The 25,400-nt window shown below is 67.0% G+C and carries 33 protein-coding genes and 1 pseudogene; 14 read left to right on the plus strand and 20 right to left on the minus strand.

Annotated features, from left to right (window positions below; translation table 11 throughout):
• Position 1 precedes the first annotated feature (1 nt).
• The 4 genes from HKK72_RS16695 to HKK72_RS16710 form a co-directional block, all read right to left on the minus strand.
• On the minus strand, positions 2–1,531 hold the full coding sequence (locus HKK72_RS16695) for a polymorphic toxin-type HINT domain-containing protein (protein ID WP_187235296.1): 1,530 nt from the start codon (positions 1,529–1,531) through the stop codon (positions 2–4).
• 210 nt (positions 1,532–1,741) lie between these two features.
• The gene (locus HKK72_RS16700; protein WP_187235297.1) at positions 1,742–2,089 is read right to left on the minus strand and encodes a hypothetical protein; all 348 of its coding nucleotides are present in this window, start codon (positions 2,087–2,089) and stop codon (positions 1,742–1,744) included.
• Entirely contained in the window at positions 2,086–2,760 is a 675-nt protein-coding gene (locus HKK72_RS16705) for a hypothetical protein (protein ID WP_187235298.1), read from the minus strand. The genes HKK72_RS16700 and HKK72_RS16705 overlap by 4 nt, the downstream gene beginning before the upstream one ends.
• A 126-nt stretch (positions 2,761–2,886) precedes the next feature.
• On the minus strand, positions 2,887–3,087 hold the full coding sequence (locus tag HKK72_RS16710) for a hypothetical protein (protein ID WP_187235299.1): 201 nt from the start codon (positions 3,085–3,087) through the stop codon (positions 2,887–2,889).
• A 449-nt stretch (positions 3,088–3,536) separates the two neighbouring features.
• Here HKK72_RS16710 and HKK72_RS16715 point away from each other — a divergent pair, with 449 nt between their 5' ends.
• A complete protein-coding gene (locus HKK72_RS16715) occupies positions 3,537–3,737 on the plus strand; it encodes a hypothetical protein (RefSeq protein ID WP_187235300.1) in 201 nt (66 codons plus the stop codon).
• 141 nt (positions 3,738–3,878) lie between these two features.
• On the opposite strand, the gene HKK72_RS16720 is transcribed toward HKK72_RS16715, so the two are convergent.
• Positions 3,879–4,298, minus strand: a complete 420-nt coding sequence (locus HKK72_RS16720) for a VOC family protein (protein WP_187235301.1) — start codon at positions 4,296–4,298, stop codon at positions 3,879–3,881.
• A 117-nt stretch (positions 4,299–4,415) separates the two neighbouring features.
• On the opposite strand from HKK72_RS16720, the gene HKK72_RS16725 reads away from it, so the two are divergent.
• From HKK72_RS16725 to HKK72_RS16735, 3 genes are all read left to right on the plus strand, one after another.
• Positions 4,416–5,396: a helix-turn-helix transcriptional regulator gene (locus tag HKK72_RS16725; protein ID WP_187235302.1), complete on the plus strand. Its 981-nt coding sequence runs from the start codon at positions 4,416–4,418 to the stop codon at positions 5,394–5,396.
• 157 nt (positions 5,397–5,553) lie between these two features.
• Positions 5,554–6,159: a helix-turn-helix domain-containing protein gene (locus HKK72_RS16730; RefSeq protein WP_187235303.1), complete on the plus strand. Its 606-nt coding sequence runs from the start codon at positions 5,554–5,556 to the stop codon at positions 6,157–6,159.
• Positions 6,160–6,868: 709 nt separating this feature from the next.
• Entirely contained in the window at positions 6,869–7,498 is a 630-nt protein-coding gene (locus tag HKK72_RS16735) for a hypothetical protein (RefSeq protein ID WP_187235304.1), read from the plus strand.
• A gap of 299 nt (positions 7,499–7,797) precedes the next feature.
• On the opposite strand, the gene HKK72_RS16740 is transcribed toward HKK72_RS16735, so the two are convergent.
• Together HKK72_RS16740 and HKK72_RS16745 are read right to left on the minus strand one after the other, a co-directional pair.
• Positions 7,798–8,253 (minus strand): hypothetical protein, encoded by a 456-nt coding sequence (locus tag HKK72_RS16740; RefSeq protein ID WP_187235305.1) that lies wholly within the window; start codon positions 8,251–8,253, stop codon positions 7,798–7,800.
• 14 nt (positions 8,254–8,267) lie between these two features.
• Complete coding sequence (locus HKK72_RS16745) at positions 8,268–9,656, minus strand: C2 family cysteine protease (RefSeq protein WP_187235306.1); 1,389 nt, start codon at positions 9,654–9,656, stop codon at positions 8,268–8,270.
• A 262-nt stretch (positions 9,657–9,918) separates the two neighbouring features.
• Here HKK72_RS16745 and HKK72_RS39870 point away from each other — a divergent pair, with 262 nt between their 5' ends.
• Positions 9,919–10,077, plus strand: a complete 159-nt coding sequence (locus HKK72_RS39870) for a hypothetical protein (RefSeq protein WP_222720793.1) — start codon at positions 9,919–9,921, stop codon at positions 10,075–10,077.
• A 181-nt stretch (positions 10,078–10,258) separates the two neighbouring features.
• Complete coding sequence (locus tag HKK72_RS39875) at positions 10,259–10,408, plus strand: hypothetical protein (protein ID WP_222720794.1); 150 nt, start codon at positions 10,259–10,261, stop codon at positions 10,406–10,408.
• 411 nt (positions 10,409–10,819) lie between these two features.
• Here the strand turns inward: HKK72_RS39875 and HKK72_RS16755 are convergent, their stop codons facing one another.
• A complete protein-coding gene (locus tag HKK72_RS16755) occupies positions 10,820–11,047 on the minus strand; it encodes a hypothetical protein (RefSeq protein WP_187235307.1) in 228 nt (75 codons plus the stop codon).
• Between the two features lie 425 nt (positions 11,048–11,472).
• On the opposite strand from HKK72_RS16755, the gene HKK72_RS16760 reads away from it, so the two are divergent.
• The gene (locus tag HKK72_RS16760) at positions 11,473–11,640 is read left to right on the plus strand and encodes a dihydrofolate reductase family protein (RefSeq protein ID WP_410050311.1); all 168 of its coding nucleotides are present in this window, start codon (positions 11,473–11,475) and stop codon (positions 11,638–11,640) included.
• 24 nt (positions 11,641–11,664) lie between these two features.
• On the opposite strand, the gene HKK72_RS16765 is transcribed toward HKK72_RS16760, so the two are convergent.
• The 9 genes from HKK72_RS16765 to HKK72_RS16805 all read right to left on the minus strand — a co-directional run bounded on the left by HKK72_RS16765 (position 11,665) and on the right by HKK72_RS16805 (position 18,499).
• Positions 11,665–12,318 carry a CatB-related O-acetyltransferase gene (locus HKK72_RS16765; protein WP_187235308.1) on the minus strand — a complete coding sequence of 218 codons (654 nt, stop codon included), beginning with the start codon at positions 12,316–12,318 and terminating at the stop codon, positions 11,665–11,667.
• 99 nt (positions 12,319–12,417) lie between these two features.
• A complete protein-coding gene (locus HKK72_RS16770) occupies positions 12,418–13,260 on the minus strand; it encodes an NAD(P)H-binding protein (protein WP_187235309.1) in 843 nt (280 codons plus the stop codon).
• A gap of 244 nt (positions 13,261–13,504) precedes the next feature.
• Positions 13,505–13,915, minus strand: a complete 411-nt coding sequence (locus HKK72_RS16775) for a VOC family protein (protein ID WP_187235310.1) — start codon at positions 13,913–13,915, stop codon at positions 13,505–13,507.
• A gap of 5 nt (positions 13,916–13,920) precedes the next feature.
• Entirely contained in the window at positions 13,921–14,385 is a 465-nt protein-coding gene (locus HKK72_RS16780) for a helix-turn-helix transcriptional regulator (protein ID WP_187235311.1), read from the minus strand.
• A gap of 154 nt (positions 14,386–14,539) precedes the next feature.
• Positions 14,540–15,166, minus strand: a complete 627-nt coding sequence (locus HKK72_RS16785; protein WP_187235312.1) for a glyoxalase — start codon at positions 15,164–15,166, stop codon at positions 14,540–14,542.
• Between the two features lie 185 nt (positions 15,167–15,351).
• A complete protein-coding gene (locus HKK72_RS16790; protein ID WP_187235313.1) occupies positions 15,352–16,377 on the minus strand; it encodes a hypothetical protein in 1,026 nt (341 codons plus the stop codon).
• On the minus strand, positions 16,377–16,955 hold the full coding sequence (locus tag HKK72_RS16795) for an RNA polymerase sigma factor (protein WP_187235314.1): 579 nt from the start codon (positions 16,953–16,955) through the stop codon (positions 16,377–16,379). The genes HKK72_RS16790 and HKK72_RS16795 overlap by 1 nt, the downstream gene beginning before the upstream one ends.
• A gap of 219 nt (positions 16,956–17,174) precedes the next feature.
• Entirely contained in the window at positions 17,175–17,777 is a 603-nt protein-coding gene (locus tag HKK72_RS16800; protein WP_187235315.1) for a hypothetical protein, read from the minus strand.
• 101 nt (positions 17,778–17,878) lie between these two features.
• Positions 17,879–18,499, minus strand: coding sequence for a dihydrofolate reductase family protein (locus HKK72_RS16805; RefSeq protein WP_187235316.1), 621 nt, complete (start codon positions 18,497–18,499; stop codon positions 17,879–17,881).
• 129 nt (positions 18,500–18,628) lie between these two features.
• Here HKK72_RS16805 and HKK72_RS16810 point away from each other — a divergent pair, with 129 nt between their 5' ends.
• From HKK72_RS16810 to HKK72_RS16820, 3 genes are all read left to right on the plus strand, one after another.
• On the plus strand, positions 18,629–19,591 hold the full coding sequence (locus tag HKK72_RS16810) for a LysR family transcriptional regulator (protein WP_187235317.1): 963 nt from the start codon (positions 18,629–18,631) through the stop codon (positions 19,589–19,591).
• Positions 19,592–20,107: 516 nt separating this feature from the next.
• Positions 20,108–20,701: a Panacea domain-containing protein gene (locus tag HKK72_RS16815; protein ID WP_222720795.1), complete on the plus strand. Its 594-nt coding sequence runs from the start codon at positions 20,108–20,110 to the stop codon at positions 20,699–20,701.
• Positions 20,694–20,993 carry a hypothetical protein gene (locus tag HKK72_RS16820; protein ID WP_187235318.1) on the plus strand — a complete coding sequence of 100 codons (300 nt, stop codon included), beginning with the start codon at positions 20,694–20,696 and terminating at the stop codon, positions 20,991–20,993. Before HKK72_RS16815 ends, HKK72_RS16820 begins: the two co-directional genes overlap by 8 nt.
• A 56-nt stretch (positions 20,994–21,049) precedes the next feature.
• Here the strand turns inward: HKK72_RS16820 and HKK72_RS16825 are convergent, their stop codons facing one another.
• Entirely contained in the window at positions 21,050–21,538 is a 489-nt protein-coding gene (locus HKK72_RS16825; RefSeq protein WP_187235319.1) for a hypothetical protein, read from the minus strand.
• Positions 21,539–21,654: 116 nt separating this feature from the next.
• Positions 21,655–22,125 (minus strand): MarR family winged helix-turn-helix transcriptional regulator, encoded by a 471-nt coding sequence (locus HKK72_RS16830; RefSeq protein ID WP_187235320.1) that lies wholly within the window; start codon positions 22,123–22,125, stop codon positions 21,655–21,657.
• A gap of 98 nt (positions 22,126–22,223) precedes the next feature.
• On the opposite strand from HKK72_RS16830, the gene HKK72_RS16835 reads away from it, so the two are divergent.
• The 4 genes and pseudogenes from HKK72_RS16835 (at position 22,224) to HKK72_RS16850 (ending at position 24,767) form a co-directional block, all read left to right on the plus strand.
• Positions 22,224–22,772: a dihydrofolate reductase family protein gene (locus HKK72_RS16835; protein ID WP_187235321.1), complete on the plus strand. Its 549-nt coding sequence runs from the start codon at positions 22,224–22,226 to the stop codon at positions 22,770–22,772.
• Positions 22,773–22,916: 144 nt separating this feature from the next.
• Entirely contained in the window at positions 22,917–23,261 is a 345-nt protein-coding gene (locus tag HKK72_RS16840) for a DUF1801 domain-containing protein (protein ID WP_187235322.1), read from the plus strand.
• Positions 23,252–23,694 (plus strand): annotated as a pseudogene (locus tag HKK72_RS16845) (transposase); the annotation flags it as partial. The gene HKK72_RS16840 and the pseudogene HKK72_RS16845, both read left to right, overlap by 10 nt.
• Positions 23,695–24,314: 620 nt before the next feature.
• Entirely contained in the window at positions 24,315–24,767 is a 453-nt protein-coding gene (locus HKK72_RS16850; protein WP_187235323.1) for a DUF3592 domain-containing protein, read from the plus strand.
• Positions 24,768–24,979: 212 nt separating this feature from the next.
• Here HKK72_RS16850 and HKK72_RS39880 read toward each other — a convergent pair.
• The coding region (locus HKK72_RS39880) for a hypothetical protein (RefSeq protein ID WP_222720796.1) at positions 24,980–25,400 on the minus strand (421 nt) is incomplete at its 5' end.

Raw genomic sequence — 25,400 nt, forward strand, 5'->3', positions numbered from 1 at the left:
CCTACGAGCCGGGTACGGGTATGGCGATCGAGTCGATCCCCGCTCGCCGGAAGAACTCTTCTCCGAGCGGAAGGGTGGACGCGCCGGGTTTGAAATGACCACTGTGATTGTTGATGAACAACATGTCGCCCATGAAGTTCCCCGATCCGGCCGCGAAAACCTTACCATCCACGCCGGCCAGAACCGTGTGCGCGATCTCTATGTCGGGCAGGTCTCCGGGGCCCGAACCCTTCCAGTACGCCGGCGCGACCCGCAGTTCCATACCGCCACGCCCATTGGGAACTATCGCCCATTTGAAGTCGGTCGCCCCGTTGAGGGCCCGGTGAAGGGCATCCATGCCCGCCCCGTCGGCGAGGGTCACGGCGCGGACGCCTCTGGCCGCGGCGCTCTTGACCTCTTGCGTCTGTTTGAAGGTGGACTCCCGATTCGGAAGCTCTTTCTCGCAGTCGTTATGGACGAGCAGATCAACGAGGCCCGCGCCGACATGGTAGGTGTGCAGGCCGCCGACGGTGAGGTTGTGGACCCGTTGGACGCGGTCGTACTCCCTGGTGGAGACCACAGCGACGCTGCCACCGCCCGCGATGGTGAGCCGGTCGCCGGGGGCGAGGTCCTCCGCCCTCGTCCAGGTGCGGGTGCCGGCGACCCAGAACGGATGTTCGTCGGTCGCGGTCACGACGGCGGTGGCGCCGTCAGCGACGCCCCGCCCGCCGACGGTGACGTCGACCAGGTGCTTGGTCCCGTACCCCGTGATCAGGCCGGTCACCGGACGCGGCCCGCCTAGACCGGTCACCGAGTCGGACGCCCACACCCGGTCGTCGATCCGTATCCTCTCGATCGGCTTGTGGGTCCCGGTCGCCATGAGTACGGGTGTGCCGGGGACGAAGCTGTTGCGTCGCCCCGGCCCCACCGCACACGCCAACGGCGGATTCCTCTTCCTGGTCTCGTCGGCCTTCTTCTTGAGCTTGGCCCCGGCCTCCCGAAGCGCCTTCGCCGCCCGCTCGCGCTTCTCGCGCGCCCCCGAGATCTTTTCCCAGAGATCCATGAACCGCTGCACCAGCTTGTAGGCCTTGGGCAGCTTCCGCAGCAGCTTGAAGGCCTTCCCCCACGGGATCAGATCGGCTGCGGACTCGATGCACGCCATGATCTCGAATCGCCCCAGGCATTTCTTGGCGGCCGTCAGCCCGATCAGCTCCTCGAGGAACGTGATCAGCTCGCCCTGGAACGCGGAGAACTCGCGCTCCGCCCCCTGGACCGCCCGATCGGCGGAGTCGGCATCCAGCCTGGCCAGGTCGTAGGCCTGCTGCTCGGCCGAGCCCGGCAGCGTCGGCACCCCCTGTGGCGTGGCCCCCGGGGCCGCGCCCGACACCGTGCCCGGCGTTGCGGACGCGGAGGGACCGGCGCTCTTGTCCGCACCGGCGCATTCCTCACCGCCCGGCACCCGGCAGAGCGCATTACTGATCCCCGAGGTGACGGTGCTCGGAACCGCCACCACCGAGATCCCCGCCACGACGGCAGCGACCAGCAGAATCACCGTGAGATAGCCGGTCGTCCCCTAGCCACGATTGCGCCCGTCACGCACACGGCCGCCTTCCCCAAGGCACTACGGACAGAAGACTGAAACACCACGTCCAGGCTGATCCCAGGGCCTACGGACCCAAATCCGGACCCAAATCCGAACCGGGTCTGGGTCCGGGGTCAAGGGCTGCGAGGTCCGGGGGCGGTCACCCGCGACCGGGCCGGCTCACCGGGCGAAGTCGTACTCCTGTGTCTCCTCGTCCCAGATCAGGGTGTGGTGGTCGACGGACACATTCCAGTTCGCGTCGGGCACCTGTTGCCGGATCATGCCGAGGACCGAGATCCAGTGGTCGATGGCCTCGAGCACGACCTCCATGTCGCCCGGCAGCTTCGTGGCACCGGCGAACACCTCGCCTTCGCGCAGACCTTCGCGGTCATAGACGCAGAAGGACTCACCGCCCGCCTCGCAAAACCGATCAGTGTCCCATTCCGCGATCAGCCGGTCGACCGCCGTCAGTTCATCCTCGTCGAGCTGACGCGGGCGCTCGGCACGGTAGTAGATCGACACGCTCATCGGACCGTCTCCTCCGGGGTCACGAGCGCCGGGCCGAGTACCTGGAGTTCGACGTCGTGCAGCGCGCCGGCACGGTCGTAGACGTGGCCGGTCAGCCGGGCGAAGATCTCTACGGCGGGCTGGTGGTAAGAGGTCTCCTCGGCGGGCTCGGCCCGGCGCACGGCCAGGCCCAGGGCGGCCGCGCGGGCGCTCGGCCGGGCGTTCCCGTCGAAGCCGAGCTCCTCCCACATCTCTGGCGGCGGAGCGGTCACCTCGTCGAGGGCAGCCACCACGCCGGGACCCTCCCGAAAGCCGCTCACCAGTTCGCCGAACGGCGGCGGGTCCCCGATGACGTACAGGTCACCGTCCTGGGCCAGGACCTCCCACGCGTACGCGCCGTCCGTCCAGCACGTGGTGCCGAACGCCATGACGTGCTCCTCGACGAAGAAAGTGAGCAGCCGGGTGCCGGCGCTGAGCCGCGCGAGCCCGTCCTCATCGGTGAGCAGGCCCGTGCCCTTGTCCACAAGGAAGGTCCAGCCGTCGATCGGCGCACTCACGCACCAGCCCGGCGTCTCCCCGGTCGTGGCGGTCTCGAGGTCGGTCGTCTCGCCGCTCGGTGACCTGCCGAGCCGGGCCGCCGCCTCGTCCGGCGACAGGTCACGTACGGCCACAAGGGTGTGAGAGAACCCCATGCGATCCCTCCGGGTTGAACGTCTGACCAATGTCGTCGGCCAAGGTAGCGGCGTCGGGCATCCGGCGACATTGAGTCGGGAAATCTGCGATGTACGACATATGGTGCTCAATTCCCGGCGATGCGATCACGCGCCCTGACGATCGCGGCGAGGCGCCTCTCGCAGAAAGGGCAGCACCTCGTCGCCGGCATGGCGCCAGAGCGCGGCCCCCACACGTGCCTGGAAGCCCGCGCGACCGGCCAGGCTCCGGAGCTGCATGGCCTGACGTTCGGTCAGTCCGTCGTGTTCGGCCAGCCAGGTGAGGATCGGGCGCATGGCTCCAGACACGGGTGTCACGCGAGGAAGGACCGTGCCGAGGCCACGAGCGGCCTGACATCGGCCGCCCGGCCGCGAAGTTCGGGCGGCCCCGTTCTGAGCACTTCGGCGCACGCAGCGGCCAGGCGCGCAGGTGCCGCGCGCCACTGGCACATCGCGGCCTCGGCCAGGTCGAATCCGACTCTGCGCAGCACCACCGGCCCGGCCGGATCGAGCAGCCGCTCCGCCTGGGCGCAGCACTCCTTCTCGGCGAGCGACCATCCCCACCTCGACCTCGGCGGGCTCCTGATGACGCCGCCCTCCCTCGAGAGAAGGCCGGCTCCCGCCTCCAGATCGGCGCGGATGCCCTGGCTCAGCTCCGCCCTCCGTTCCGGCGAGGCCCCAGGCTTCGGCCGGTCCGTTCACCGGCTCGGTAACAGACCGACGCGGCGGCCTCCGCCCGCCTCGAAGCCGAGCACCAGATGCGCCAGGTGATCGACTCGATCAAGGCCCTGTCGCAGGCCGACCAGGAGATCCTCGCGTTGTGGTCTGGGAGGGGCTCGGTTACGCCGAGGCCGCCGAGGCGCCCGGTCAGCTCCATGAAGCAGGGCACCGTGCTCTACAACGTGGCCACCCTCAAACTGGCGATCACCGACAAGGTGGCGCAGAAGCCTTCGAGGTAGCGCTCGGGCCCGCTGCGCGACCCCGTCATTCCGCTCGTCCCGGCCCTGGGGTTCGGGAGCCGTGCTCGGCTCCCGAACCCCAGTGCCTCCGCCGTGGTGGTGCCGTACCCGGCACGGGGCGCGGGTCGCGCGGCGCGCGGGTCACGCGGCCGTGGTCGTGGCCAGGACCTCAAGATAGTGCGGGTTGTACATGATGCCGAGGATGTTGCCGAACGGGTCGACCACCGAAGCGGTGATGAACCCCTTGCCGCGGTCGGCGGGCGCCTCGTGCTCCTTCGCTCCCATGGACAGCAGCCTTTCGAGAGCCGCCGGCACATCGTCGACGTGCCAGTACACGACGACACCGCCGGGACCGGCCTCCTGACCGCCGGGCTGGTACCGGCTGTCGATCAGGCCGAGCTCGTGCTGGTAGTCGCCGATCCGGAACTCGATGTACGCGGCGGGCAGACCGTTCCCGGGGCGTTCGAAGTACGGGTCGACGCCGAGCAGTTCCGCGTACCACTTCGTCGCCGCCGCCAGGTCGTCGGCCCAGTAATTGACGGTCGTGAGTCCTCGCAACATGTGTGTTCCCTTCACTGCGTCGGATGGCGATCCCGGCCGGACTCATCCGGCCGATGTCACGACCGTAGGCGGGCAATAGGTCACTGAACGTCCTATTAGTCGGGCAGGATGAAACTCATGCGCGATCCATCCGGCCGGCTGCTTCAACTGCTGTCCTTGCTGCAGACCCCGCGCGAGTGGTCGGGCACCGAGCTCGCCGGCCGGCTGGGCGTCACTCCCCGTACGATCCGGCGCGACGTCGACCGGCTGCGCGAGCTGGGCTATCCGGTGCGCGCCACCCAGGGCAACACCGGCGGCTACCGGCTGACCGCCGGGGCGGCCATGCCGCCGCTGGTGCTGGAGGACGAGGAGGCGATCGCCGTCGCCATCGGCCTGCGCACCGCCGCCTCCGCTGCCATCACCGGCATCGAGGACACCTCGCTGCGCGCCCTGGCCAAGTTGGAGCAGGTTCTTCCCGTACGGCTGCGCCACCGGGTGACGACGCTGTCGGAGGCGGCCGTCACCCTGCCGCCGAGGGACGGCCCGGCCGCCGACGCCGACGTCCTCGCCTCGGTCGCCGCCGCGTGCGTGGCGCACGAGAAGGTCCGCTTCGCCTACACCAAGGGAGACGGCGAGATGACGCGGCGCCTGGTGGAGCCGCATCGGCTGGTGGCTTCGGGTCGCCGCTGGTACCTGGTGGCGTTCGACGAGAACCGCGCCGACTGGCGCACCTTCCGGGTGGACCGGATCACCGAGGTGCACCGCACCGGCGTCCGCGTTCCCGGCCGCGACCTGCCCGGTGGCACCGATGCCGCGACCTGGGTGATGGAGTCGCTGTCGGGTTACGGCGACGCCCGATCCCGCTTGCTACTGCATGTGCCCATCGAAGCGGCCACCGAGCTCGTCCCCGCCTCACATGGGGTGCTCGAGCCGGTCGACGACCGCTCGTGCCGGCTGCACACCCATGCCGACTCGCTGCGATACCTGGCCTACCGCATCGCGCTCCTGCCCATGGACTACACCCTGCTCGGCCCTCCGGAACTGGCCGAGCACCTGGGCGCGATCGCCGAACGGGCGGGCCGCGCCATCAGCGCGTTCACCGGAACGAGCCGACCGTGAGGTGCCGGGACGCCTGCGGCAGTGCCCTCACCGGCCTGGTGCAGCCGTACGCCTCCTTGCCCCCTGGGAGCGCTCAAGATCATTCAGAGCGATGGTCGAACATCGGATTGCCGTTGGTTCGACAAGCGGTGTTGCCGAGATGGCAAAATCGGTACCCATGGACGATGACGCTCCTGCCCTCGACGACGTTCTGGAGGCCGTGGGCCCCCGGCTGCGGGCCCTGCGCCAGAAGCGCGGCGCGACCTTGGCGCAGCTGTCCGGGACCACCGGGATCTCGGTCAGCACCCTGTCGCGCCTCGAGTCCGGTCAGCGCCGGCCCACCCTGGAACTCCTGCTCCTGCTGGCCAGAGCCCACCAGGTGCCGCTTGACGAACTCGTCGACGCGCCCGCGACCGGCGATCCGCGCATCCACCCGCGCCCGATCATCCGGAACGGTATGACGTTCATTCCGCTCACCCGCCGCCCCGGCGGTCTCCAGGCCTACAAGCAGATCATTCCTCCGCGCTGGCCGGACTGCGAGCCGGAACCGCAGGTCCACGAGGGGTACGAGTGGCTCTACGTCCTGTCCGGACGGCTGCGCCTCATGCTCGGCGAGCACGACGTGATCCTCACGGCGGGAGAGGTGGCGGAGTTCGACACCCACGTCCCGCACTGGTTCGGCAACCCCGGCCCCGAGCCGGCGGAGGTCCTGAGCCTTTTCGGACCCCAGGGCGAACGCCTGCACGTTCGCGCCCGCCCGTCCAACCGGTCGACGTCGAGCTGACCGCGCACTGCTACCGGATGCAGGGCTCGCTGCACGACGCGGAGGACGCCTTCAATATGGCCTTCAACGGGGATGGACACGATTGATCGCTACGGCCTCCTTTGGGAGGATGGCCGGCATGACATCGACCCGAAAGGCCCATGCCGCGTAGGCGGCCTGGTCAGGCGCGCGCCGACCTGTCACGTCGGCTTCGACCGGTACAGGGCAGAAAGATTGTTCCTGGTGTGTCGGCGCGCACGCAGAGCGAAATCGCAAGGCTCGAGGACACCCGCCTGTGGCCGGGAGCCGTCGCCGACGCGATGACACGCTGGAGTAACACTGTTCACGGACCGGCCCGCGGCCTCACGGCTCCGTGGGCTCAGGGCTGCGGGATCCAGGAGTGCTGTCCCACCGAACCTCACCCCCGCGGGACGCTGGAACAGGCCCTGAACGGGCTGCCGCCGCCGGCGTCGCGTGAACTCCGGCAACGAGTCCATCCGCTCGATGAGCTCTACCGCTCGCGCACGATCCCGGACTCCTATGCCGATCCACGCGAACCATGGTGGTCGAGGAGATGCTGAACACCGGGGAGGGGTGATCTGGCTCTTTACCGGGTCCCCCCGCGCGGGGGATCCGGTTCGGTCCGGCGGGTGATGAGCACGACCCGGCGTGACTGCGATCTTCGGAACACAAGAAGGCGGGCGATGCCGCGTGTCCCGGAGGACTGCACATGACCACTCTCACCGAAGCGCCACTGCCCGGGCGGCTCCGCGCCGCCTGGGCGGCCGCTCACACCCCGCTGGCCGGAGTGCCCCGCTGGGCGCGGATCGCCGCCTACGCCATCCCGTTCACGGTGCTGCCGTCCAGCGTCTGGCGCATCGCGGCGGTCACCTTCCATGCGCCGATCGCCCACGGCGAGCCGGGGTCTGGAGACGTCCCGTCATGGCTTCCCATGGAGCTGTACGTGGTCGTGCTGTCGATCCTCTCCGAACTGCTGGCGTTCACCGCCATCGGGCTGATCTGCGCGTGGGGGGAGGCGTTCCCGTCCTGGGTCCCTGGCCTGCGCGGCAGGAGAGTACCGACGCTCGCGGCCGTCGTCCCCGCCGCCGTCGGCGCCGCCGCCCTGACACTCATGTGGACGCTGGCGGCGGTCACCACGGTCCTCGGGCGGGACGTCCACGGTCGCCCGCTCGGTGACGACTTTCCGCTGAACTTCCACGACTGGCGGGGCCTGCTCGCCGTCGCCGCCTACGCGCCACTGCTGCTGTGGGGGCCACTGCTGGGATGCGTGACCGTCGCGCGCTGGAGGCGGCGGCACCGGCGACCACGACACGTCAGCGGGCAGGGAACAGCTCGATGAGCAGTCGCCGCACGCGGGCGTCGATGTCGTCACGGATCGGGCGGACCTGTTCCAGTGGCTTGCCGGCCGGGTCGTCCCCTAAACCCCGCCGTGATCATGCAGTTATTCGCCCTGGTTCGCCCGCCACCGGCGCGTACAACTGCATGATCACGGCGGGGGATGTGATCTCTGGCGGGTTCGGGTGTCAGATATCGGCGGCGGAATTACCGCGCCATCACTCGCCGGTCAAATCCATCGCCACGCCGACAATCTAGTCGTACAGCCGCCGAAGGGCGTGCCAGCGATCTTGCATGGCGATGTCAGTTCGGTGGTGTGACGGTGACGGTGACCGATGCGCCGTCGGAGCCGACCTGGTCGGACTCGCCTTCGGCGTCGAAGACCTTGTCGAGGGTGACCCGGTAACCATTGGCCAGCCTCTTGCTGAACCCGGCCCTGCCGCTCACCGTCCAGTCGGCCTTCTCGGGGACTTCGGGGCCGGCCAGCACGGCGACGATGCCTCTGCCGTTCGCGGCGGCCATGACTCCAAGCCGTAGCCCACCGACGTACCCGGTGGTGCCTCGTTCGATGTTCACGGTCTGCTTCTGGGGTCTGCCGGTCGGCACCGGCTGTGCGGTGCGCAAAGGCCGACGAGCGCTCTCCACAGCCGATCCCCCCTCCCTGCCCTCATCGGAGTCACCGCAAGCGGTGGCCATCGGCAGGACCAGCGCGGAGACCACGACGATCACACGCGTGAAGCGAAGACCGCAGCCGAACATGAGACCATCCTCCCTCAGCGGACCGGGTTCGTTGCCACCCTGGCGAAGAACCAGTTGAACTCCTCCATGGTGAAGGCGACCACCGCATTGGGGCCGCCCCATGGGTTCCGCACGAACACCGTGCCGTCTTGGGCGGTGCCGACGACGGTGTAGCTGTGGGCAGCGACCACGCGGGGGTCGTAAGCCTGGTATCCCGCTATGTCCTTCGCCGCCCTGGTGTCGGCCGTGACGGCGAGGCCGTTGTCAAGCCAACCCCTGAGTTCAGATGCGCTGATCTGGCCGGCTTGATAGGTGGTGCTGGGTCGTCCGGTGAGGGTCTTCATGGCCTCACTGGGGAAACCTCTGGAAATTTCCTCGTACCCGCCTTCTTTCGTTATCTTCAGGCCGTTGCCGATCTCTCTTGGGCCACCCTTTTCGGCGTATGCCTTCTCCAGGACCAAAGGCCACAGAACCGGCGGTTGGCCTGAGTTCGCGTAGGCAAGGCTGCCGTCCTTCTTGACCGGGAAGAACGGCGTGATGGTGACCTTCTCCCCGTCCGCGAATCTGACGGTGTACGTCCCGTTGGGGTTCTGAGTGATCATCTCCTTGATGAGCTCGGCCCCTTCTTCGGTGTCCGCCAGGGCGCCCAGGCTCGCCATCCACCAGCAATCATCAAGGCTCCCTTGGGTGACGTCGGTCAAGGCCGGCACGCCGCGCTGGTTGAACAGTGTCGCGTCCTTGACATAGCCGTAGTCGACGGCGACATCTTTGGTTCCCCGATACTCGTCCACGTCGTCGAAATCCGGTTCGATCGAGTCCGGGGCGATGTCCTCGAGCCGGTGGAGCAGGTACAGATCGGCGCGCTGCCTGAGGATGTACCGCGCTACCGATGGGATCGCGAGCAACTCCCTGATCTCCTCCTCGGTGAGCTCGTCGAACAGGGCGTTGAGCTCGCCGGGTGACATCTCCGCGAGAACCTCCGCGGGGGGCCTAGTGGTTCCCCAGGTCCAGGGCTTGAAAAGGGAGTAATCATCGTGCATGTGGTCGCGGATCTCATCGGCGGCGTCCTTGGCGCGCTCGACCTCCTGCTCGGTGGGAGGGGGCGGCGCCTTGAACGGGTCGGTGCCCCTGCCGCCCCATTCTTCGGCGGTCGGCACCAAGTCTTCGGTGTGCATCGCCGCACCGGTGCCGACCTTCGCGTCACGTCGGTTCTGCGCACCGTCGCTCTGGCAGGTCCCGTTCGCGTACACCCTGCAGACCGCGGTCTCGATACCACCGGCGACGGTGGCGCCGACGCCGCTGACGATTGCCACCGCGGCGATGGACGCGATGAGAAAGATGACGGCGATGTATTCGACGGGGCCCGATCCGGTTTCGCCGCCCCGGTGACACGCGCGTGCCGGCCGCGAAGGGCTGGCCGTCATACGAGTCACCTCTGCTGATGCCGGTGGGGGATGTGTTCAGAGGGAGAAAACTACGGTGACCCCGGCCAGGCGACGAGGGCCCCGGGGCCTATTCTCACGAGATCGCCTGGGCCCGTAGGCACCCATGCGATGGCATGCCGAGGGGCAGGCCACCGATGCCCGAAGGGCGCGATTCCGGCCTCTCCGTCGTGGTGCGACGGCCGTTTCCGGACTGATGATTCGGCGGCACGCGGTGTCAGCGCGTGGTGATATTCATGGGCGTATGGATGCCGATCACGCTCAACCCGCTGACCTCGACGCTCTTCGCGCGGTCTTCGATACCGACTCGTGCGAACCGCCTCTGGGTTGGGACGCGGTGCATGCCTTCGAGGCCGAGCACGGCATCGTGCTCCCCGAGCCCTATCGGAGCTTTGTCGCGTAGATCTGCAACGGATCCTCGTCGGGGCCGGCGGACTACGGGCTCATACCGCTGGCCGACCTGCCAGACGACTGGGGAGACTCCCGTCCTGAGCGCGTGTTGGCTCAGCCCTTTCCCTTGACCAAGGCGTGGCTGTGGGAGGGAGACGACGACCCGCGGCCGCAAGAGGAGGTCGACGCGGCCCTTGACCAAGTCTTCGATCACGGCTCGATCGTTCTGCGGCGAAGGCGCCGTTCCCTTCGGCGCCGAGTTCGGCTTCACCACCGCCGATCCCGGATTCGCCGGGTGGGTCGAGCACTGGGCCGCCCACAAGCCCTGGTACGACGTCGCATGACGTGAAGCGCCGTGGATCACCTCGACTTCGCGGCGCCCACATCGACCGGGCAGCGGAACTCCCGACAACGAACGACTCTTCTTGGTCAACCGGCCGTTCTCGGGAGTTCCGCCTCCAAGAGGGATTGGCCCGGTTTCTCTCGCCCATATCCGCGCGATCGACTTATGACGAGAATCCCGTGCCGCACTGCCGGAACTCTGCCGTCGTGCCGTGAAGCGCTGCGCTCTGACTGCCATGGCGCTGCCTTTCGCTGCCATGAGATTTGCGCACGTGTTGTACGGCCACTCACTCGGGCCGATACGACCGGCCCAAGACGCCGGCAGCGCCGCCGGATGGCCCCGGCAACCTCACGCACCGCGAGGACGCAACGCGCAATCCGCTCACCATTCGTGACGTCGGTGTACCCCCGGGCTACCGCTGCAGGTAAGGGTCGGACGAGCCGTATGGATCCGCATCTCCCTGGTCCAGCCGCACAACCCACGTGCGGGCCGCCTTGTCGCGCAGGGCCTGCTTGTCCGAATCCCAAAGGATCCATGCGGAGTCGACAATCCCACCGATTCCAAGGGTGGGGACCGAGAGAAGGCCTGAGAACACGATTCTCCAGGCCGCCGTGCTCAAACCGATCTCCTCGAAGTTCACGCTCATCACCTTGATGCCCAAGAAGCGTTGCCGAGGGTCTGACCTCCGAAGCCGTGCTGAATCGTGTAGTAGAGGAAGTAGGCCACGCTGAACACCACAACCGCCGATGTGGGGCTATAGATGGCACCGGTCCTGATCAGCAGCCAGTTCAGGCCTCCCAGGACGGCACCATCGATAATCGCTGCCACGAGGCGGCTTGCACCGCCTGCGAGCTCAACCTGCGATTTCGTCATGCCGGACGAGTGTACAGATTGCTGAGCTTTTTTATGTTCAGTCGCCTTTGACGTGAAAGTGGCGCTCTTCGCCGGCAATGGCCGTCGTACGTCGCCTCCAGAACCCTTAAGGATGCCGAGTGGAATGCCACGATCATCGAGGGTGACGTCACCAAGGAGATCGCGAGGCTGAAGGAGCTTCCCGGTCGGAACATCCTGAAGTACAGGACCGGCGAACTCGACCGGACACTCCTGGAGCACCAACTGGTGGATGAGTACCACTTCTGGATGTTCCCCGTCGCCGCCGGAGGCGGCCAGCGGCTCTTCGATGGGATTGCCACGACGCATCTCAGGCTCGTGAGGTCCACGTCGTTCGCTTAAGGGGCGGTGCCTACCCAGGGCGTTTCACGAAGGTCGTCCTCGCGGTGCGAGCTCTTCGAGATCGTCGATGGCGCCGGACATGATCACCCGGAGATGCTCGGTGATGTGCTCGACCGGCCAGTCCCACCAGGCCAGCTCCAGAAGGCGGGCGATGTCGTCCTCGTTGTAGCGGGTGCGGATCAGTCCGGCCGGGTTGCCGCCGACGATTCCGTAGTCGGGGACGTCCTCGACGACCACGGCACCGGAGGCGATGATCGCGCCGTGTCCGATGCGTACGCCCGGCATCACCATCGTGTTGTAGCCGAACCACACGTCATTGCCGACGATGGTGTCGCCTCGGCTGGGCAGGTCGGTGAGCAGGTCGAAGTGTTCGGCCCAGGATCCGCCCAAGATGGGGAAGGGAAAGGTGGAGGGGCCGTCCATGCGGTGGTTGGCGCCGTTCATGATGAACCGGACCCCGGTGCCCAGCGCGCAGAACTTGCCGATGACCAGCTTCTCCGGCCCGTAGTGGTAGAGCACGTTGCGGGTCTCGAACGCGGTCGGCTCGTCGGGGTCGTCGTAGTAGGAGTACTCCCCGACCTCGATGAGTTCGGAGGTCACCAGCGGCTTCAGCAGCACCACACGCGGCTGGTCGGGAAACGGGTGAAGGGCCGTAGGGTCAGCGGGCAACCGGGTCATGGCAGCGACTTTATGCCGGCCAGATCGACCTTGAACTCGCCACGTCAACGCGATAATGACACTCGTTCGCAACCCGGGCTGACCGCCCCGCCCCGCCGGCTACCGGTACAGATCGGCGTGGTCGACGGCCCACCGGGCGAACGTGCGGCCGGGATCGCCAGTGATCTTCTCCACCTCCGGAGAGATCTCGGGCGTCGCGCCGACCGACGCCCGCAAGGCACTGAGAACGCCGTCGACGAACCGCGGCGGCCGGAACGGCGCGAAGAACTCCCGGGCTTCGGCCTCGGTCTGCTCCACCACGGTCAGTTCGCGCCCGATCGCGGCGCCGATGGCCGCCACCTGCTCGCGCAGGGTGATCCGCTCCGGCCCGGTGAGCACCGGCGCGGCGTTGTTCAGCCGGTCGGTGGTCAGCGCCACCACGGCGACATCGGCGATGTCCTTCTCGTGGATGGGCACCTGCACCGAGTCCGGGTAGGGCAGCGGGACGGTGCCACTGTCCTTGATGGTGTCCCGCCAGACCGAGGCGTTGCTGGCGAACGTGTCCGGCCGCAGGAACGTGTACGTCAGCCCTGACGCGGCGAGACGCCTCTCGATCCCCCTGAGGTAGCCACCCCTGTTGAAGTCGTCCTCCGCGTCCTCCTCCTCCGCCGCCGAAGACGCCGACAGCAGCACCACGTGTTCGACCCCCGCCTCCGGCAGCACCGCGACCAGCGCGTCCGGGTCCTGCGTGCGCGGGTACAGGAACACCCGCTCCGCTCCCACCAAAGCCGCCCGCAGGCTCTCCGGCTCGGTCAGATCCGCCCGCGCCACCTCCACACCCGCCGGGAACACCGCCCCACCCGGATCCCGGCTGGTCACCCGCACCGGCACCCCGCGCTCCAGCAGCCCGGCCACCACATTGCCGCCCACATTCCCGGTCGCCCCAGTGATCACCACAGTCATGTCACAGCCATACCGCGCCATCACCTTCACATCAAGCCCTCGCCCCGCGAGAAAGACCCGGGAGCCGTAACAGAGTGGTGCCATGGGCCGGCCGGAGCCGAGGCGTGCGATCGACGCGCCATCGAGCGCGCCCGAAGCAGTACAGGGACCCGAGGAAGCAGCAGCGATGCCGCGCCATCGGCCGTTGCAGTATCCGAGCGAAACTCGTCTCAGCTGTGAGCCGAGTCTGCGATCACCAGATGGCTCAGCGCAGCTCCTGGATGCGGACCATGTTGCCCGCGGGGTCGCGGAAGGCGCAGTCGCGAACCCCGTACGGCTGCTCGGTCGGCTCCTGGACGACCTCGGCTCCGCCGGCCTCCACCTTCTCGAAGGTGCCGTTGAGGTCGGCGGTGGCCAGCAGGATCCAGCCGTAGGTGCCCTTGGCCATCATCTCGGCGATGGTGCGTCGCTCGTCGTCGGTGATCCCAGGGTCGGCGGCCGGCGGCGCCAGGAGGATGGACGTGCCGGGCTGGTCGGCGGGGCCGACCGTGATCCAGCGCATCTTGCCGCTTCCGACGTCGCCCCGGACCTCGAAGCCGAGAATGTCGCGGTAGAAGGCCAGGGAGGCGTCCGGATCGTCATGCGGAAGGGAGCTCGTGTGAATGGTGATATCCATGACAATCAGGCTAGTTGCGGCTCCACGGCTCGCGCTCCTCGGTGCCTGATCGGCCTGGTCACCTGCTTCGCCACACACGACGGAATCCCCGCCGTCGCCCGCGCCGCCTCGCGCCGGTAGGTGCTGGGCGCCACACCGACCAGCTCGGTGAAGCGGGTGCTGAAGGTGCCCAGCGACGAGCACCCGACCGCGAAACAGACCTCGGTGACGCTGAGGTCGCCACGACGCAGCAGCGCCATCGCACGTTCAATGCGCCGTGTCATCAGATAGGCGTACGGCGACTCACCGTAGGCGAGCCGGAACTGACGGCTGAGGTGCCCGGCCGACATGTGCACTCCGCGGGCGAGCGCCTCGACGTCCAGCGGCTGCGCGTACTCCCGGTCGATCCGGTCGCGGACGCGGCGCAACCGCGCGAGGTCGCTCTGGCGCTGCGCCGCGGTGAGTGCGCGGCCCCACGAGGGGTGACACAAGGGAGAACTCCTTTTCAACGATGTCCGCGAGCAACTGGGTTACCCGCCGAGGTTGCCGCTGCGATGCGCAGCCCGGTGTCGTGGCCGAGCCCGCGGTCGGCAGAAGCCGGTGCGGGCGCGCCAGGCTGTGGTGCGGTCGTGCCGCGCACCCGGCTCAAAGCGATGCGGTCTCGGATGCGGTCTCCCACGCGAACCCGTCCGGGTCGGTGAAGGGCCCGGCCTCGCTGCCGAAAACGAGCCGGTGCGATCCGGTGCCGTCGGGAGAGACGCCCGCGTCCTTTGCAAGGGCCCGGCGCCCGTAGAGCGCCAGCTTGACGGGACTCGACGGAGTCGCGAACTCGACGTACTTGCGGCCGAAGCTCTTCGCCACGGCGAGGCCGCGGTCGATGTAGAACCGCTTGCTCGCGGCCACGTCCGCGGCCCCCAGCAGGAGCACGATCTCGTCGATCTGCCGGGTGGCCGGGCCGGTGTCCTTCTTCGCCGAGGTCGCGACCTTCCAGATCGTCCCGTCCGGGGCTCGTACGACCCCGCCGTAGCCCCAGAACGACTTCGCGACCGGCTTCAGAGGCGATGCGCCGGCGTCGAGGGCGGCGTCGATGAGGCCCTTGACGGTGGCGGGCTGGGACACCGTGAGCGACATCGTGAACCCGCGGAAGCCGGTCGTCGGTGCCTCCGAGGCCCGCAGGCGCACCTGAGTGCCCAAACCGAAGGCGGTGGAGTAGAAGCTGTTGGCGGCCGCGAGGTCGGCCACCTCGAGGGTGACGGATTCGAAGGAAGTCATGACGATGAGGCTAGGCGCGGCTCCGCGACCTGCGCTTCTCGATTCCTGACCGGTCTGGGCGCTTACTCTCTGCCCCCGCCCTGCCCCGGAGAGACGCTCTACTCGCTAGCGGAGCGGCGCGGCAGGACCCTTTTGACTGCGATACAGGCGTGCGGGCGGCCCGCACCGATCTCGCTGGTAACGGGTCAGAACTTGCCGGCTTCGATGTCGGCAATCGTCACCCGGGAGTTGTGGTAGTAGGTCGTGCTGGGCCGCATGTCCGAGCCGCTGCTGGACAAGGCGACAGGCTGGCCTGTGCCGGCGTTGATGACCAGCGTTTCCACGATTCTCCCGGGAACGGACCAGCTGTCCACCAGCGTAAGCGTGGGCAGTCCGGCGGTGGTGGTCTTCGTGACCTTGACCTTCGGCATCGTCGCCATGATGCGGAGCACGCCGGCCCGGACCTGGGGATTCTCCGGCGCCGCGATCAGCGCGTCGATGGAGTTCGTCCAGATGTGGTTGTCAGTGATCTCCTTCTGCTGCTCAGCGGTCAGCGGCTTCGGCGGCACGTACTTCTCGCCCCGCGCCTTGGCGAGGCCCTTGAGCTTTTCGATCTTGGCGCGTTCCCCATCCGACGGGTTCGTGCCCGGGGCGAGATTGGAAACGGCCATCCGTGCGCGCGCGGTGTCGATATCGCCCTTCACGGCGAAGAGCGCCGCCGCTATGTCGCGCTTGAACATGTCTTCGCCCCCGTCCTTCCGGACGACGGCCCGCCGCAGGGCACTCTTGTCATTCCCCCAGTAATAGGTGCCGTCGTCGGTGAACAGGCCGATGCCGTTGCTGCCCAGCTTGTCACTGGTCGGCGACTGGTTGCGGATCTCCAGCGTCGCGTTGCCTGGCGCCTTGGCCGGCAGGGGCGTGACGTCCGCGGCAAGCTTGGCCAGGATCGGGTTCGCTGTTGCCGGCGCCGCCTTCGCGGGTGGCTTGCCGGGCGCCGATCCAGACGTGACGACCAGCGCCGCCGCCGCGGTCGCGGCGACCAGGGCAGCGGCGCTGAAGCCCACCGTGCGGCGCATGCCCCACCAGGCCCGCCGGCGAGATGCGGTTTTCGTTTCCGGCGCCCCTTCTACGGCCATCGCCACCCGCAGCACGACCCTGGCCTCCTCGAACGCGCGCGGCCGCACCGACTCGGCGTCCCCCAGGCCCCTCAGCAGGTCCATCTCATCAACCATCAGTTGGCCTCCTTTATCGTGTTGTGACCGGTGAGCAGCGCGGCCATGCCCGGCGCCTTCCGCAGCGCCTTGCGCGCCTCATGCAGGTGGCGGCGCGCTGTCCCCGGCGGTATCCCGATCGCCCGCCCCGCGTCGGCGACGGTCAGGTCCTCCCAGGCGACCAGGGTCAAGATCTCCCGCTGCTGCGGCCGGAGCAGCGCCAGGGCGTGCCGCAGCACCGACTCGACGTCGACGCGGTCGTCCACAGCGGCCCACGGGTCCCACCCGGACGCCATGCCAGTCACGTCCGCTACCGACTCCTCGGCCGGGCGGGATCGCCAATGCCGCCGGAGCGTGTTGTGCGCCACGCCGAACAACCACGGGCCGGCGTCAGGAAACGAGCGATCGTAGGTCGCCCGGGATCCGAGCGCCGCCACCCATACCTCGCCGAGCAGGTCCTCGGCCAGTTCCCGGCCGACCCGCCGCGCGAGGTAGGCCCCCACCGCTGCCTCGTGACGCCGGACCACCTCAACGAAGGCATCCCCATCACCGTCGAGCGACCGGGCGATCAACTCCGCATCATCCGGACCAGATGTCATGACCCTCCTCGTACCTGGATCGCCTTACATCCAGCTATTGCCAACCGAGGGGGCAAAGCGTTCAACGCGGGTCAGCGTCCTGTCCCTGAAGACCCCTGTACATCGCCGACGACACCGGGCTGGACGACGATGTCCTCCGAGTGGTCAACAAGCGTTCGAGGCGGCCTACGGCGCCAAGTTCGGCAAGGCCGACGCGAAGGTCATTGCTCGCGCGGGCAGTTACCGGTCACTCGATGGCTGAAGATGACCGCCGTCGACTGCTGGGGCGTTCCAGCCGGAGACGAACCTTCGGACTGCTCCAGTCGCCGGGTCGTACAACCGCCGTTCGATGGTGCCGATGTTGGCTCCGTAGACGTGGATCCCGACGGTGGGTACGTTGCCGACGGCTGCGACGGTGTGGACGTCGTCGTCGGTCGTACAACACACGGTGACTTGTCCGCGCTCCCACACGTGCTCGCCGGCCGGCGTGAGGGGTCTGACCGACTCGGCGGCCGTGGGTTTGGCGTAGCGGAGCTCGTGTTCGGCTCCCGAGTAGATGCCGACGACGCCCCATGTCTCGTGTCCGTGCACGGGTGTGCGTTGACCTACGTTCCAGACGACGGACGCCAATGACCAGCTGTTGTCGGGAGCGATGTAGAGCGGGTAGTTGACATGGTGCTCGTTCGACGGCCGTGTGACCTCAGGTGGGAGCCGGTAGTCGCTGGCCAGTAGAGCGGACAACCGCTCCGCGACCCGCTTGGTGATCTCGTACTCGTCGTCGGTGGTGCCGACCACGAGTTCCACGTCGTCGATGAAGGTCTGCAGGGCGCCATCAGGTTTCATGGTGATCTTTCCTTGCCTGACAATGCGGTGTTAGGGACAACTGACGCGGGGTTGCACGGGCTGCAATCCCGCGGTGGTCGTGGTCGACGCTGCCTTCCCGGTCAGGACAGCACGCGATAGGTCACGTGCGTGACCGAATTCGCCGCCCGCGACTCCACCTGTTCGAGATTCAGTGACGGAACGCCGTCGAAGAGCCGCGTGCCGGCGCCGAGCGTCATCGGCACGATGTGCAGCCGCACCTCGTCGATCAGGCCGGCGGCGAGGTACTGGTTGACGGTGGTCGCGCCGCCATGGATGGAGATGTCGCCGGCCCCGGCCGCTTCGCGCGCGCGTGTCAGTGCGGATTCGATTCCGTCGGTGACGAAGTGGAACGTGGTGCCGCCGTCCATCGGCTGCGGATCGCGCGGGTGGTGGGTGAGTACGAAGACCGGGGCGTGGTACGGCGGATTGTCGCCCCACCAGCCGTTCCACTGCCGATCCCACTCGCCACGCACTGGGCCGAACATGTTGCGGCCCATGATGAATGCCCTGGCGGCCGTCATCCGGTCGATCTCGGCCCGGTTCTCCTCGGGAGTTTCGGCGTACCAGGCGTGCAGCTTGTCGCCCCAGCCGTCGCCTCCGTCGTCGCCGAACGGGCGCTGCTCGGTCTGGTTGAGCCCGGCCGAGTACCCGTCGGCCGAGATCGTGAGGTCGCACGTCACCCTGCCCATACGTGTGGTCATTGCTGTGTCCTCCTGGTAGCGACCTGCCGTCGTCTTCGCGGTTGGTCTCCTATCAAGCATCAGCATGGAGCAGGCATGATATGACGTCTAATGCCAATCCGACATGGCTCACATTGATATCCTTGATGAATGCTCAACCTGGTCCACCTCAAGGTTCTGGCCGCGGTGGCCCGACACGGCTCGGTGACCGAAGCGGCACGAGACCTGCACTACTCCCAACCGTCGGTGAGCCACCACCTGTCCCGCCTGGAAGCGGCCACCGGCGTCAGACTCGTTCAGCGGATCGGTCGCGGGATCCGATTGACGCCGGAAGGGCAGCTGCTGGCCAACCGGGCCGCCGAGATCCTCGGACGGGTCGACGCGGCGGCCAACGAGCTCGCGGCACAGGTCGGCCTGCAGGCGGGGCGGGTCCGGCTGGCCGCCAACGCATCCACACTGAGCACGATCGTGCCGAAGGCGGCCGCCTCGTTGGCCCAGGCGCACCCGGGACTCCAGCTGGACCTATTCGACCGCCACCCCGTCGAAGCGCTACAGATGCTGCGACACGGCGAAATCGACGTCGCACTCGTCTTCCGCTACGCCGACGCCCCAGGCGAGGACGAGGGATTCCGCCTCGTCCACATCGGCGACGACCCGATCTACCTCATCAGCCAACGCCCCGACGACAGCCTCGCCGACCATCGCCACTCCGCCTGGATCGGCGGCTGCGAACGGTGTCAGCACGAGCTGACCACCGTGTGCCGGCATGAAGGCTTCACCCCCCGCATCGCCTCACACAGCGACGACATCGTCGTCGTGCAAGCCCTCGTCGCCGCCGGCATCGGCGTCACCACCCTGCCCGGCCTCGCGCTGCAAGCCCACCGCCGACCCGACGTCCACGCCACCGAACTCACCGGTTTCCACCGCCAGATCTACGCCGCAACCTACGGCGACCCACCCGACCCGCCGGCCGCCGCCGCCGTCCTGGCCGCACTCACCCAAGCGACCACGCCGACGACATTCACCGCGATCGCCACCACCATCACCAGCACGTCCTCAACCGCTTCACCCGCAACCAAATCTCGCCGAACGACCCGACAACACGGGAGGTGATCAGCGAGCAGCGGGATGAGCCCATCCACATGTCTTGACAATTCCTCTGACGTGGCGGGTCTTGAGTCCAAGCCGTCGTAGGCCAAGCAAGCTGCTTACAGACCGCAGCCCAACCTGCCCGGCCTCATGATTCATAGCAGCGGCGTGACACTCGGACTCACAAGAACGATCCCTGCACTCCATCCATCAGTTACAGAAATGCCCCTGCGTCGATATCGCCCTGGAGCAACTTCGCTTCAGCGATCTCCTCCAAGGCGAGCGCGGGGCCCCTCAAGATCGTCCCAGCCGGTTCATCTCGGCGGATGAGGACCTTGTATACGTCTACCAAGGGCGGCCCGCGCCCGGCTTCTGCGCGCCGGGCATGTGGCCTGTTCCGTCCGGTCCCGGTGCGCAGCCCGACCGAGGTCGCCCGCAGCACGACGCCAGGCTGTATGGCTCTCACTGAAGATCGTTCTCGGTTTTGTCACATCAGAGAGCCATACTTGAACAAGTGTTCGAACAACGAGAGGAGCGGCGATGCGTCTACAACGGAAGGGGGATGACCTCTATCCTGACGCCATGATGGTATCGGCGCATGACGTGGCCGCCGTGCTGTGTCAACGGCTACCCGATCTTCAAGCACTCAAAAAGCACAAGCTGCTCTACTACTGCCAGGCACACCACCTGGCCTCCTACGGGCGCCCCTTGTTCAAGGAGAACATCTCCGCCTGGGACCACGGGCCTGTCGTCGGAGTTATCTGGCACGCCGACAAGATCGGCGAGACTCGCGAGGGCAACGTGGCACTCGACGAGGCCGAACTCAACACCATCGGCTACGTGCTCAGCCGGTACGGCAACCTCACTGGCCGCGATCTCGAAACGCTGACGCACAACGAGATGCCTTGGCAGCGTGCCGACGAGAACCGTCGCCCTGGAGAGAGTGTCCGGATCGAGCACGAGTGGATGCGGGATTACTACCGCCAAGAGGGTGCGCCAGAGGGCGACAGCAGCAATATCGTGCTGGACTCCGAAGAGGTCAGCGAGTGGCTCTCTGACGCCAGGGAACGCCTCGCGGATCCACTCCAGGCCGACGACCTGGCCCGGCTTCGAGCAATGGCAGGCCGTGGCTAGCGGCGGGACGGGCTGGACACTCGTCGGTTTCCTCGAACGCTTCGAACTCTGGGAGAAGGACGCGGAAACCCCAGGTGATCTGACGCTGATCGTGGCGGACTGGATCCTGGGCCGTCACACCGACCCTTACCGGGGGGCCCGTCGCGAACCTGGGTTCGACAACCTCTGGTTCGCCCCAATCCCCAACACGCTGCACGGCGACGGCCTGGTCGTGACGTGTTCCTACTGGATCAGTGAGCAAAATCGCGAAGTGCGCTGCAACCTCTTCGGATCGCTGCACTGGCCGGTTTAGGAACCACATGCAGGACAGCGTTCTCACCGTCGGCGGCAAACTCGCCGCGCTCCGGTTCAGAACAGGCCGACGCCGAGCGCGAGCAGAACGAACCGAGCCGCCCGGCCGGCCAGAACCGAGAGACTGAAGGCGAGCCAGCCCATCCGGCTCGTCCCGCCGATCAGGGCGACCCCGTAGAGCGGCGGTATCCCGACCGAGGCACTCAGCAGGGTCACGGGGACTCCCCACCTGCGGTCGCTCATCGCGTCCAGCAGCCGCTTGCTGACCCCGCGGTTCCAATGGACGAAGCGGCCCCACCGGGTGTCCAGGTTGACCGGCTTCGGCTCTTTTGTCGTGCGGGCCGCGTACCCGGGCCGGTACCGGACGGCGAGGAACATGGCCAGCTTGCCGATCGTCTGTCCCAACGAGACGCCGAGCGCCGCGGCCACCGGGTCCAACTTGCCGGACACCCCAGCACCGAGGACGTACGCCTCGGCGTTCAGCACCGGTACGACGGCCGAGCCGATGCCGAACCCGACGGCCAGGACCAGCTGCCAGAGCCACATGACTCCAGAGGCTATGTGCGGCCGGCAGTTCCAGGGTCATTCCGACGGCGCGGCGGGGCGGTGACGTTCCGGTCGTGCATCGGTCCCGCGCCGGTGTGGCGTGAGCCGCTGGATTTCTATTCCTTGGGTTGCGCCCTGCGGACGTCGCGCCACTGCCGCTGCAGGTGCGTGATCCGCTGTAGCGCCGTCTTGAAGTTGGTGTATTCCTCTGTGCCGAGTGCCTGTTCGTGGCGGTGCTCAATCGCCGCAAGGATGGCGCGGGCTCGTGTGATCTCGTCGAGGCCGTGGGCGGTGGGGATGACGAGTTTGGCTCGGCGGTCTCGGGGATCGGGCTCTCGTGAGACGTAACCGAGTTGGACGAGTTCGTCGACGATGGTGCCGACGATCTGCTTGTGCTGGCCCGATCGCTGGGACAACTCGGTCGCCCGGGCCCCGTCGCGGTCCAGGAAGGCCAGCACCGAACCGTGGCGTGGCCGCACGTGCGGATGTCCCTGTTCGGCCAGGGTCTCGAACAGCTCGTCTTGAACGGCACGCATGAACGTGCCCGTCAGCATGCCCAGGTCCGGTTCCGGCCGGTCGTCACCCATGAGCCCTCCAACTTAGTCACGAAGCTTGACTATCACGATGCTTGACTATACAGTTCTCGTCAGTTGATCGCCACGGCCACAAGACGAGGAAGCCCGCAATGCGCAAGATCATCGCTTCGACATACGCCACCCTCGATGGGTTCATCGACGACCCGCACCTGTGGTCCATGCAGCACAACAGCGAAGACGCCATGGCCTACGCCCTGAACCTCACGCTCGGCTGCGACGCGCTTCTGCTCGGCCGCCTCACCTACGAAGGCATGGCCCAGGCATGGCCGGCCATGGGCGGCAACCCCTACGCCGACCACGTCAACAGCATCGCCAAGTACGCCGTGTCCTCGACCCTCGAAAAGCCGGCCGACTGGGACAACTCCCACATCATCTCGGGCGACAAGCTCATCGAAGCCGTGACCGCGCTGAAATCCGAGGACGGCAAGGACATCCTCATCTGGGGCAATGGCCGACTCACCGACGATCTGGCCCAGCACGGGCTCCTGGACGAGTACAAAGTCTGGATCTACCCCGTCATCAAAGGCGGCGGCGAGGCCCTCTTCCGCCCCCAGAGCGCCGGCACCCTCGAACTCCTCGACAGCACCACGTTCACATCGGGCGTCGTCGCCCTGACCTACCGCCCCACCCGCCCCTGACACAAGCCGCCCATGTCCCGACGAAACACTTTCCACTTACAGAAATGAAAATCAGTTCGTTACCTACGGCGAACCCCAGCCAGCCGACATACATCGGTCCAGACATAGACCATCATCTTTGGCAACGACGTGAAGGAGAACACCATGAATGACGAGGTCACCCAGTACATCAACAAGACACAGCCATGGCAGATCGATGTGTGCGAAAAACTACGTGCGATGGTCTCCCAGACCATTCCAGAGGCCGAGGAGCGACTCCAGTACGGCAAGCCGCACTACCTCAAGAACGGCCACTACGCAGCTGTCATCGCGGTGGCCAAGGACAAGGTCACGTTCATGGTGTTCAACGCAACAAACATCCCGGCGGTCAAAGGTTTCCTTCGGGCATTGGGCAACGGCGAACGCAAAGCCGCCGACATCAAAGAAGGACAAACCGTCGACTACAGCGCACTTGCCAGCATCCTGAAAGAGACCACCACCGCCCTGTAACCGCCAGGGCCAGCGGCGTCCCGCTCGGCATCGTCTCCGCCGGCGCCAACCGACACGACTCGCCGCTGCTCGGACCCACTCTGGACGCCGCGAAGGAACAGGTCGGCGTGTTGCCGGACACCGTCAACCCCGACCGGGGCTACGACAACAGCAAGTCCCGCGCGCTGATAGCCGAGTTGGGATTCATGTCCGGACATTGCCCGCAAGGGCGTGCCCGCCCCGATCCGGGCCCAGTCGACGCTGGCCGATCGAGCGGACCCACGCGTGGATGAACGACGACGGCAAGCTCCAGCGCTGCACCGAGCGAAGCAGCAAGGTCGTGGACTTCTACCTCTACCTCGCCGCCGCTCTCGTCACGCTCCGCATGCTGATCCGCCAAGCACACAGCCGCTATCGCTGGGACGGCCGACCCACCACCCGACGCTTCAAGTGATCCATTTACCGGTCGGTCTTAGCGCCTGATTGACCGAGAAGGACGCCAGCGTGGCGCCTGGGGCGTTCCACGCCGTTTCCACAGGTACCCGGCAAACGCCAGGAGCAGCCGGGAACGATCATGACATACAAGATCGGCCCCTGGCCTGGTATCCCCAGGTCAGGGGCCGTTCCACGTGATGTGGCGGGTGTTGGGTTCGAACCAACGTAGGCTGAGCCGACGGTTTTACAGTGTGTGACTGATTTGGCGCTCGCTCCCCTGCCGACCTGCACGGGAACCCGCTTCGTCGTCGACCCCGTTGCGAGCCATCCCGCAAATATCCCGGATCTTCGTCGCCAGGTGCCTGCTGTAGCTTGGGCAAACTTATCCAAGATCGGCGATGACCAGCGGCGCTCTGCGCTGGCTCTACTCAGCCCAGAGTGTTCGCGAAAATGTCTACTCCAGTGAGCGCGGTCGCCTGACCGGCTGGCTCCGAAAGGTTGGTTAAGTCGATCAATCGTTGCATTTGCCTCATCTGGCTGGGGAGAGGGGCTAGGCTGCACTGCGTTCGCGCGCGCCGCGTCGTAGTGACGGTGCTTACGACGGCGACCCAGCTGAAAGGCGCGGACCAGGAGGTTTTGATGCGGTATCAACTCTCCGCGGGCGCGGCGATGCTCGTTTTTGGCGTTCTGATCATCGTGGTGGTCGGTTCAATGACCATCAGAGAGTACGGAACGCTGCGCGAGCTCCGCAGGGATGGCCGGCCAAGCGAAGCCACGGTGACGGACGTCGTTCGTGGGACCGGTAGAAGTGCAGACGTCGTCCACATCAGCTACGACACCAACCAGGGGCCGTGGAACGGCAAGATCGTGCTGGGCGATAGCTCCCTGCCAGGCGATACGAAAGCGGGCGACACTTTTGACGTTGTCTATAATCCACGCACGCCCCATATCGTGCGCATGCCCGACCAGCTAGATGGTGAACTCCTTAACATCTACGTCATCGTCGTCGCGGTTGGAGCCCTCTCTACGCTCGCCGGGGCGTGGATCCAGCTGGCCAAGTACAAACGGGCGAGGCAGTCTGCCGACGCCTGACCCGAACCCCCAGAATTGATGGCTCAGTGACACCTTAAATTGATCCCGATTCCGTGCACCCGACCAGTGAGCCTCTTTCATCCGCGGGTGGCTTAATCGGTTCGGTGGTTTGCAGGGCGGCGATGCTCTTGACCAGGTAGCTGGCCTTGCAGGGGCTGCGACTCGCCCCAGCCCTGAGCTTCCCGTCTGCCGTCGTCCCGCGCTTCCTCTCATCAGCGAAACTCGTACACCACCTCCGTGGACGCAACCACCGCCGACCTTCCGCTCTTCAGAAGTAGCGGCATCCCTGGTCGTGGGGAACGTGCCGAGGTCGGCGGTGCCAGGCGTGTGCCGTTGGTCGTCAGTGGTGAGTGGACGTTGCCGTCAGCGTTACCGTCAACCTGCGCGTGCTTCGCGCGGTCTTTCAGCCTCCTGACGTGCCGCGCGTACTGCCCTGCGCGGGAGCGTTGGGCTCTGTCGGTGCGCAGGGCCTGAGGGTCTGATGCCCACTCGTACAGCTGGACCTTGAACGGGTCGGCGTCGAACTCGATGAGACGCGCCAGGGCATCCCGGTCCTGCTCGACGGTGGGCCGGTGCCGGACGCCCTCACGCCACACATGGCCGCTTGCCTGTGCCTCGTCCACGGCGGGTCCT

The sequence above is a fragment of the Actinomadura sp. HBU206391 genome (assembly GCF_014323665.1).
In the GTDB taxonomy this organism is placed as follows: Bacteria; Actinomycetota; Actinomycetes; order Streptosporangiales; family Streptosporangiaceae; genus Actinomadura_C.

Coding starts and splice junctions, on each gene's coding strand:
- HKK72_RS16700 (WP_187235297.1), bottom strand. CDS start 2,089: ATGAGCGTGTCGATCTACTACCGTGCCGAGCGCCCGCGTCAGCTCGAC.
- HKK72_RS16705 (WP_187235298.1), bottom strand. CDS start 2,760: ATGGGGTTCTCTCACACCCTTGTGGCCGTACGTGACCTGTCGCCGGAC.
- HKK72_RS16715 (WP_187235300.1), top strand. CDS start 3,537: ATGCGCCAGGTGATCGACTCGATCAAGGCCCTGTCGCAGGCCGACCAG.
- HKK72_RS16720 (WP_187235301.1), bottom strand. CDS start 4,298: ATGTTGCGAGGACTCACGACCGTCAATTACTGGGCCGACGACCTGGCG.
- HKK72_RS16725 (WP_187235302.1), top strand. CDS start 4,416: ATGCGCGATCCATCCGGCCGGCTGCTTCAACTGCTGTCCTTGCTGCAG.
- HKK72_RS16730 (WP_187235303.1), top strand. CDS start 5,554: ATGGACGATGACGCTCCTGCCCTCGACGACGTTCTGGAGGCCGTGGGC.
- HKK72_RS16735 (WP_187235304.1), top strand. CDS start 6,869: ATGACCACTCTCACCGAAGCGCCACTGCCCGGGCGGCTCCGCGCCGCC.
- HKK72_RS16740 (WP_187235305.1), bottom strand. CDS start 8,253: ATGTTCGGCTGCGGTCTTCGCTTCACGCGTGTGATCGTCGTGGTCTCC.
- HKK72_RS16745 (WP_187235306.1), bottom strand. CDS start 9,656: ATGACGGCCAGCCCTTCGCGGCCGGCACGCGCGTGTCACCGGGGCGGC.
- HKK72_RS39870 (WP_222720793.1), top strand. CDS start 9,919: ATGGATGCCGATCACGCTCAACCCGCTGACCTCGACGCTCTTCGCGCG.
- HKK72_RS16765 (WP_187235308.1), bottom strand. CDS start 12,318: ATGACCCGGTTGCCCGCTGACCCTACGGCCCTTCACCCGTTTCCCGAC.
- HKK72_RS16770 (WP_187235309.1), bottom strand. CDS start 13,260: ATGACTGTGGTGATCACTGGGGCGACCGGGAATGTGGGCGGCAATGTG.
- HKK72_RS16775 (WP_187235310.1), bottom strand. CDS start 13,915: ATGGATATCACCATTCACACGAGCTCCCTTCCGCATGACGATCCGGAC.
- HKK72_RS16785 (WP_187235312.1), bottom strand. CDS start 15,166: ATGACTTCCTTCGAATCCGTCACCCTCGAGGTGGCCGACCTCGCGGCC.
- HKK72_RS16790 (WP_187235313.1), bottom strand. CDS start 16,377: ATGGTTGATGAGATGGACCTGCTGAGGGGCCTGGGGGACGCCGAGTCG.
- HKK72_RS16795 (WP_187235314.1), bottom strand. CDS start 16,955: ATGACATCTGGTCCGGATGATGCGGAGTTGATCGCCCGGTCGCTCGAC.
- HKK72_RS16800 (WP_187235315.1), bottom strand. CDS start 17,777: ATGAAACCTGATGGCGCCCTGCAGACCTTCATCGACGACGTGGAACTC.
- HKK72_RS16805 (WP_187235316.1), bottom strand. CDS start 18,499: ATGACCACACGTATGGGCAGGGTGACGTGCGACCTCACGATCTCGGCC.
- HKK72_RS16810 (WP_187235317.1), top strand. CDS start 18,629: ATGCTCAACCTGGTCCACCTCAAGGTTCTGGCCGCGGTGGCCCGACAC.
- HKK72_RS16815 (WP_222720795.1), top strand. CDS start 20,108: ATGCGTCTACAACGGAAGGGGGATGACCTCTATCCTGACGCCATGATG.
- HKK72_RS16825 (WP_187235319.1), bottom strand. CDS start 21,538: ATGTGGCTCTGGCAGCTGGTCCTGGCCGTCGGGTTCGGCATCGGCTCG.
- HKK72_RS16830 (WP_187235320.1), bottom strand. CDS start 22,125: ATGGGTGACGACCGGCCGGAACCGGACCTGGGCATGCTGACGGGCACG.
- HKK72_RS16835 (WP_187235321.1), top strand. CDS start 22,224: ATGCGCAAGATCATCGCTTCGACATACGCCACCCTCGATGGGTTCATC.
- HKK72_RS16840 (WP_187235322.1), top strand. CDS start 22,917: ATGAATGACGAGGTCACCCAGTACATCAACAAGACACAGCCATGGCAG.
- HKK72_RS16850 (WP_187235323.1), top strand. CDS start 24,315: ATGCGGTATCAACTCTCCGCGGGCGCGGCGATGCTCGTTTTTGGCGTT.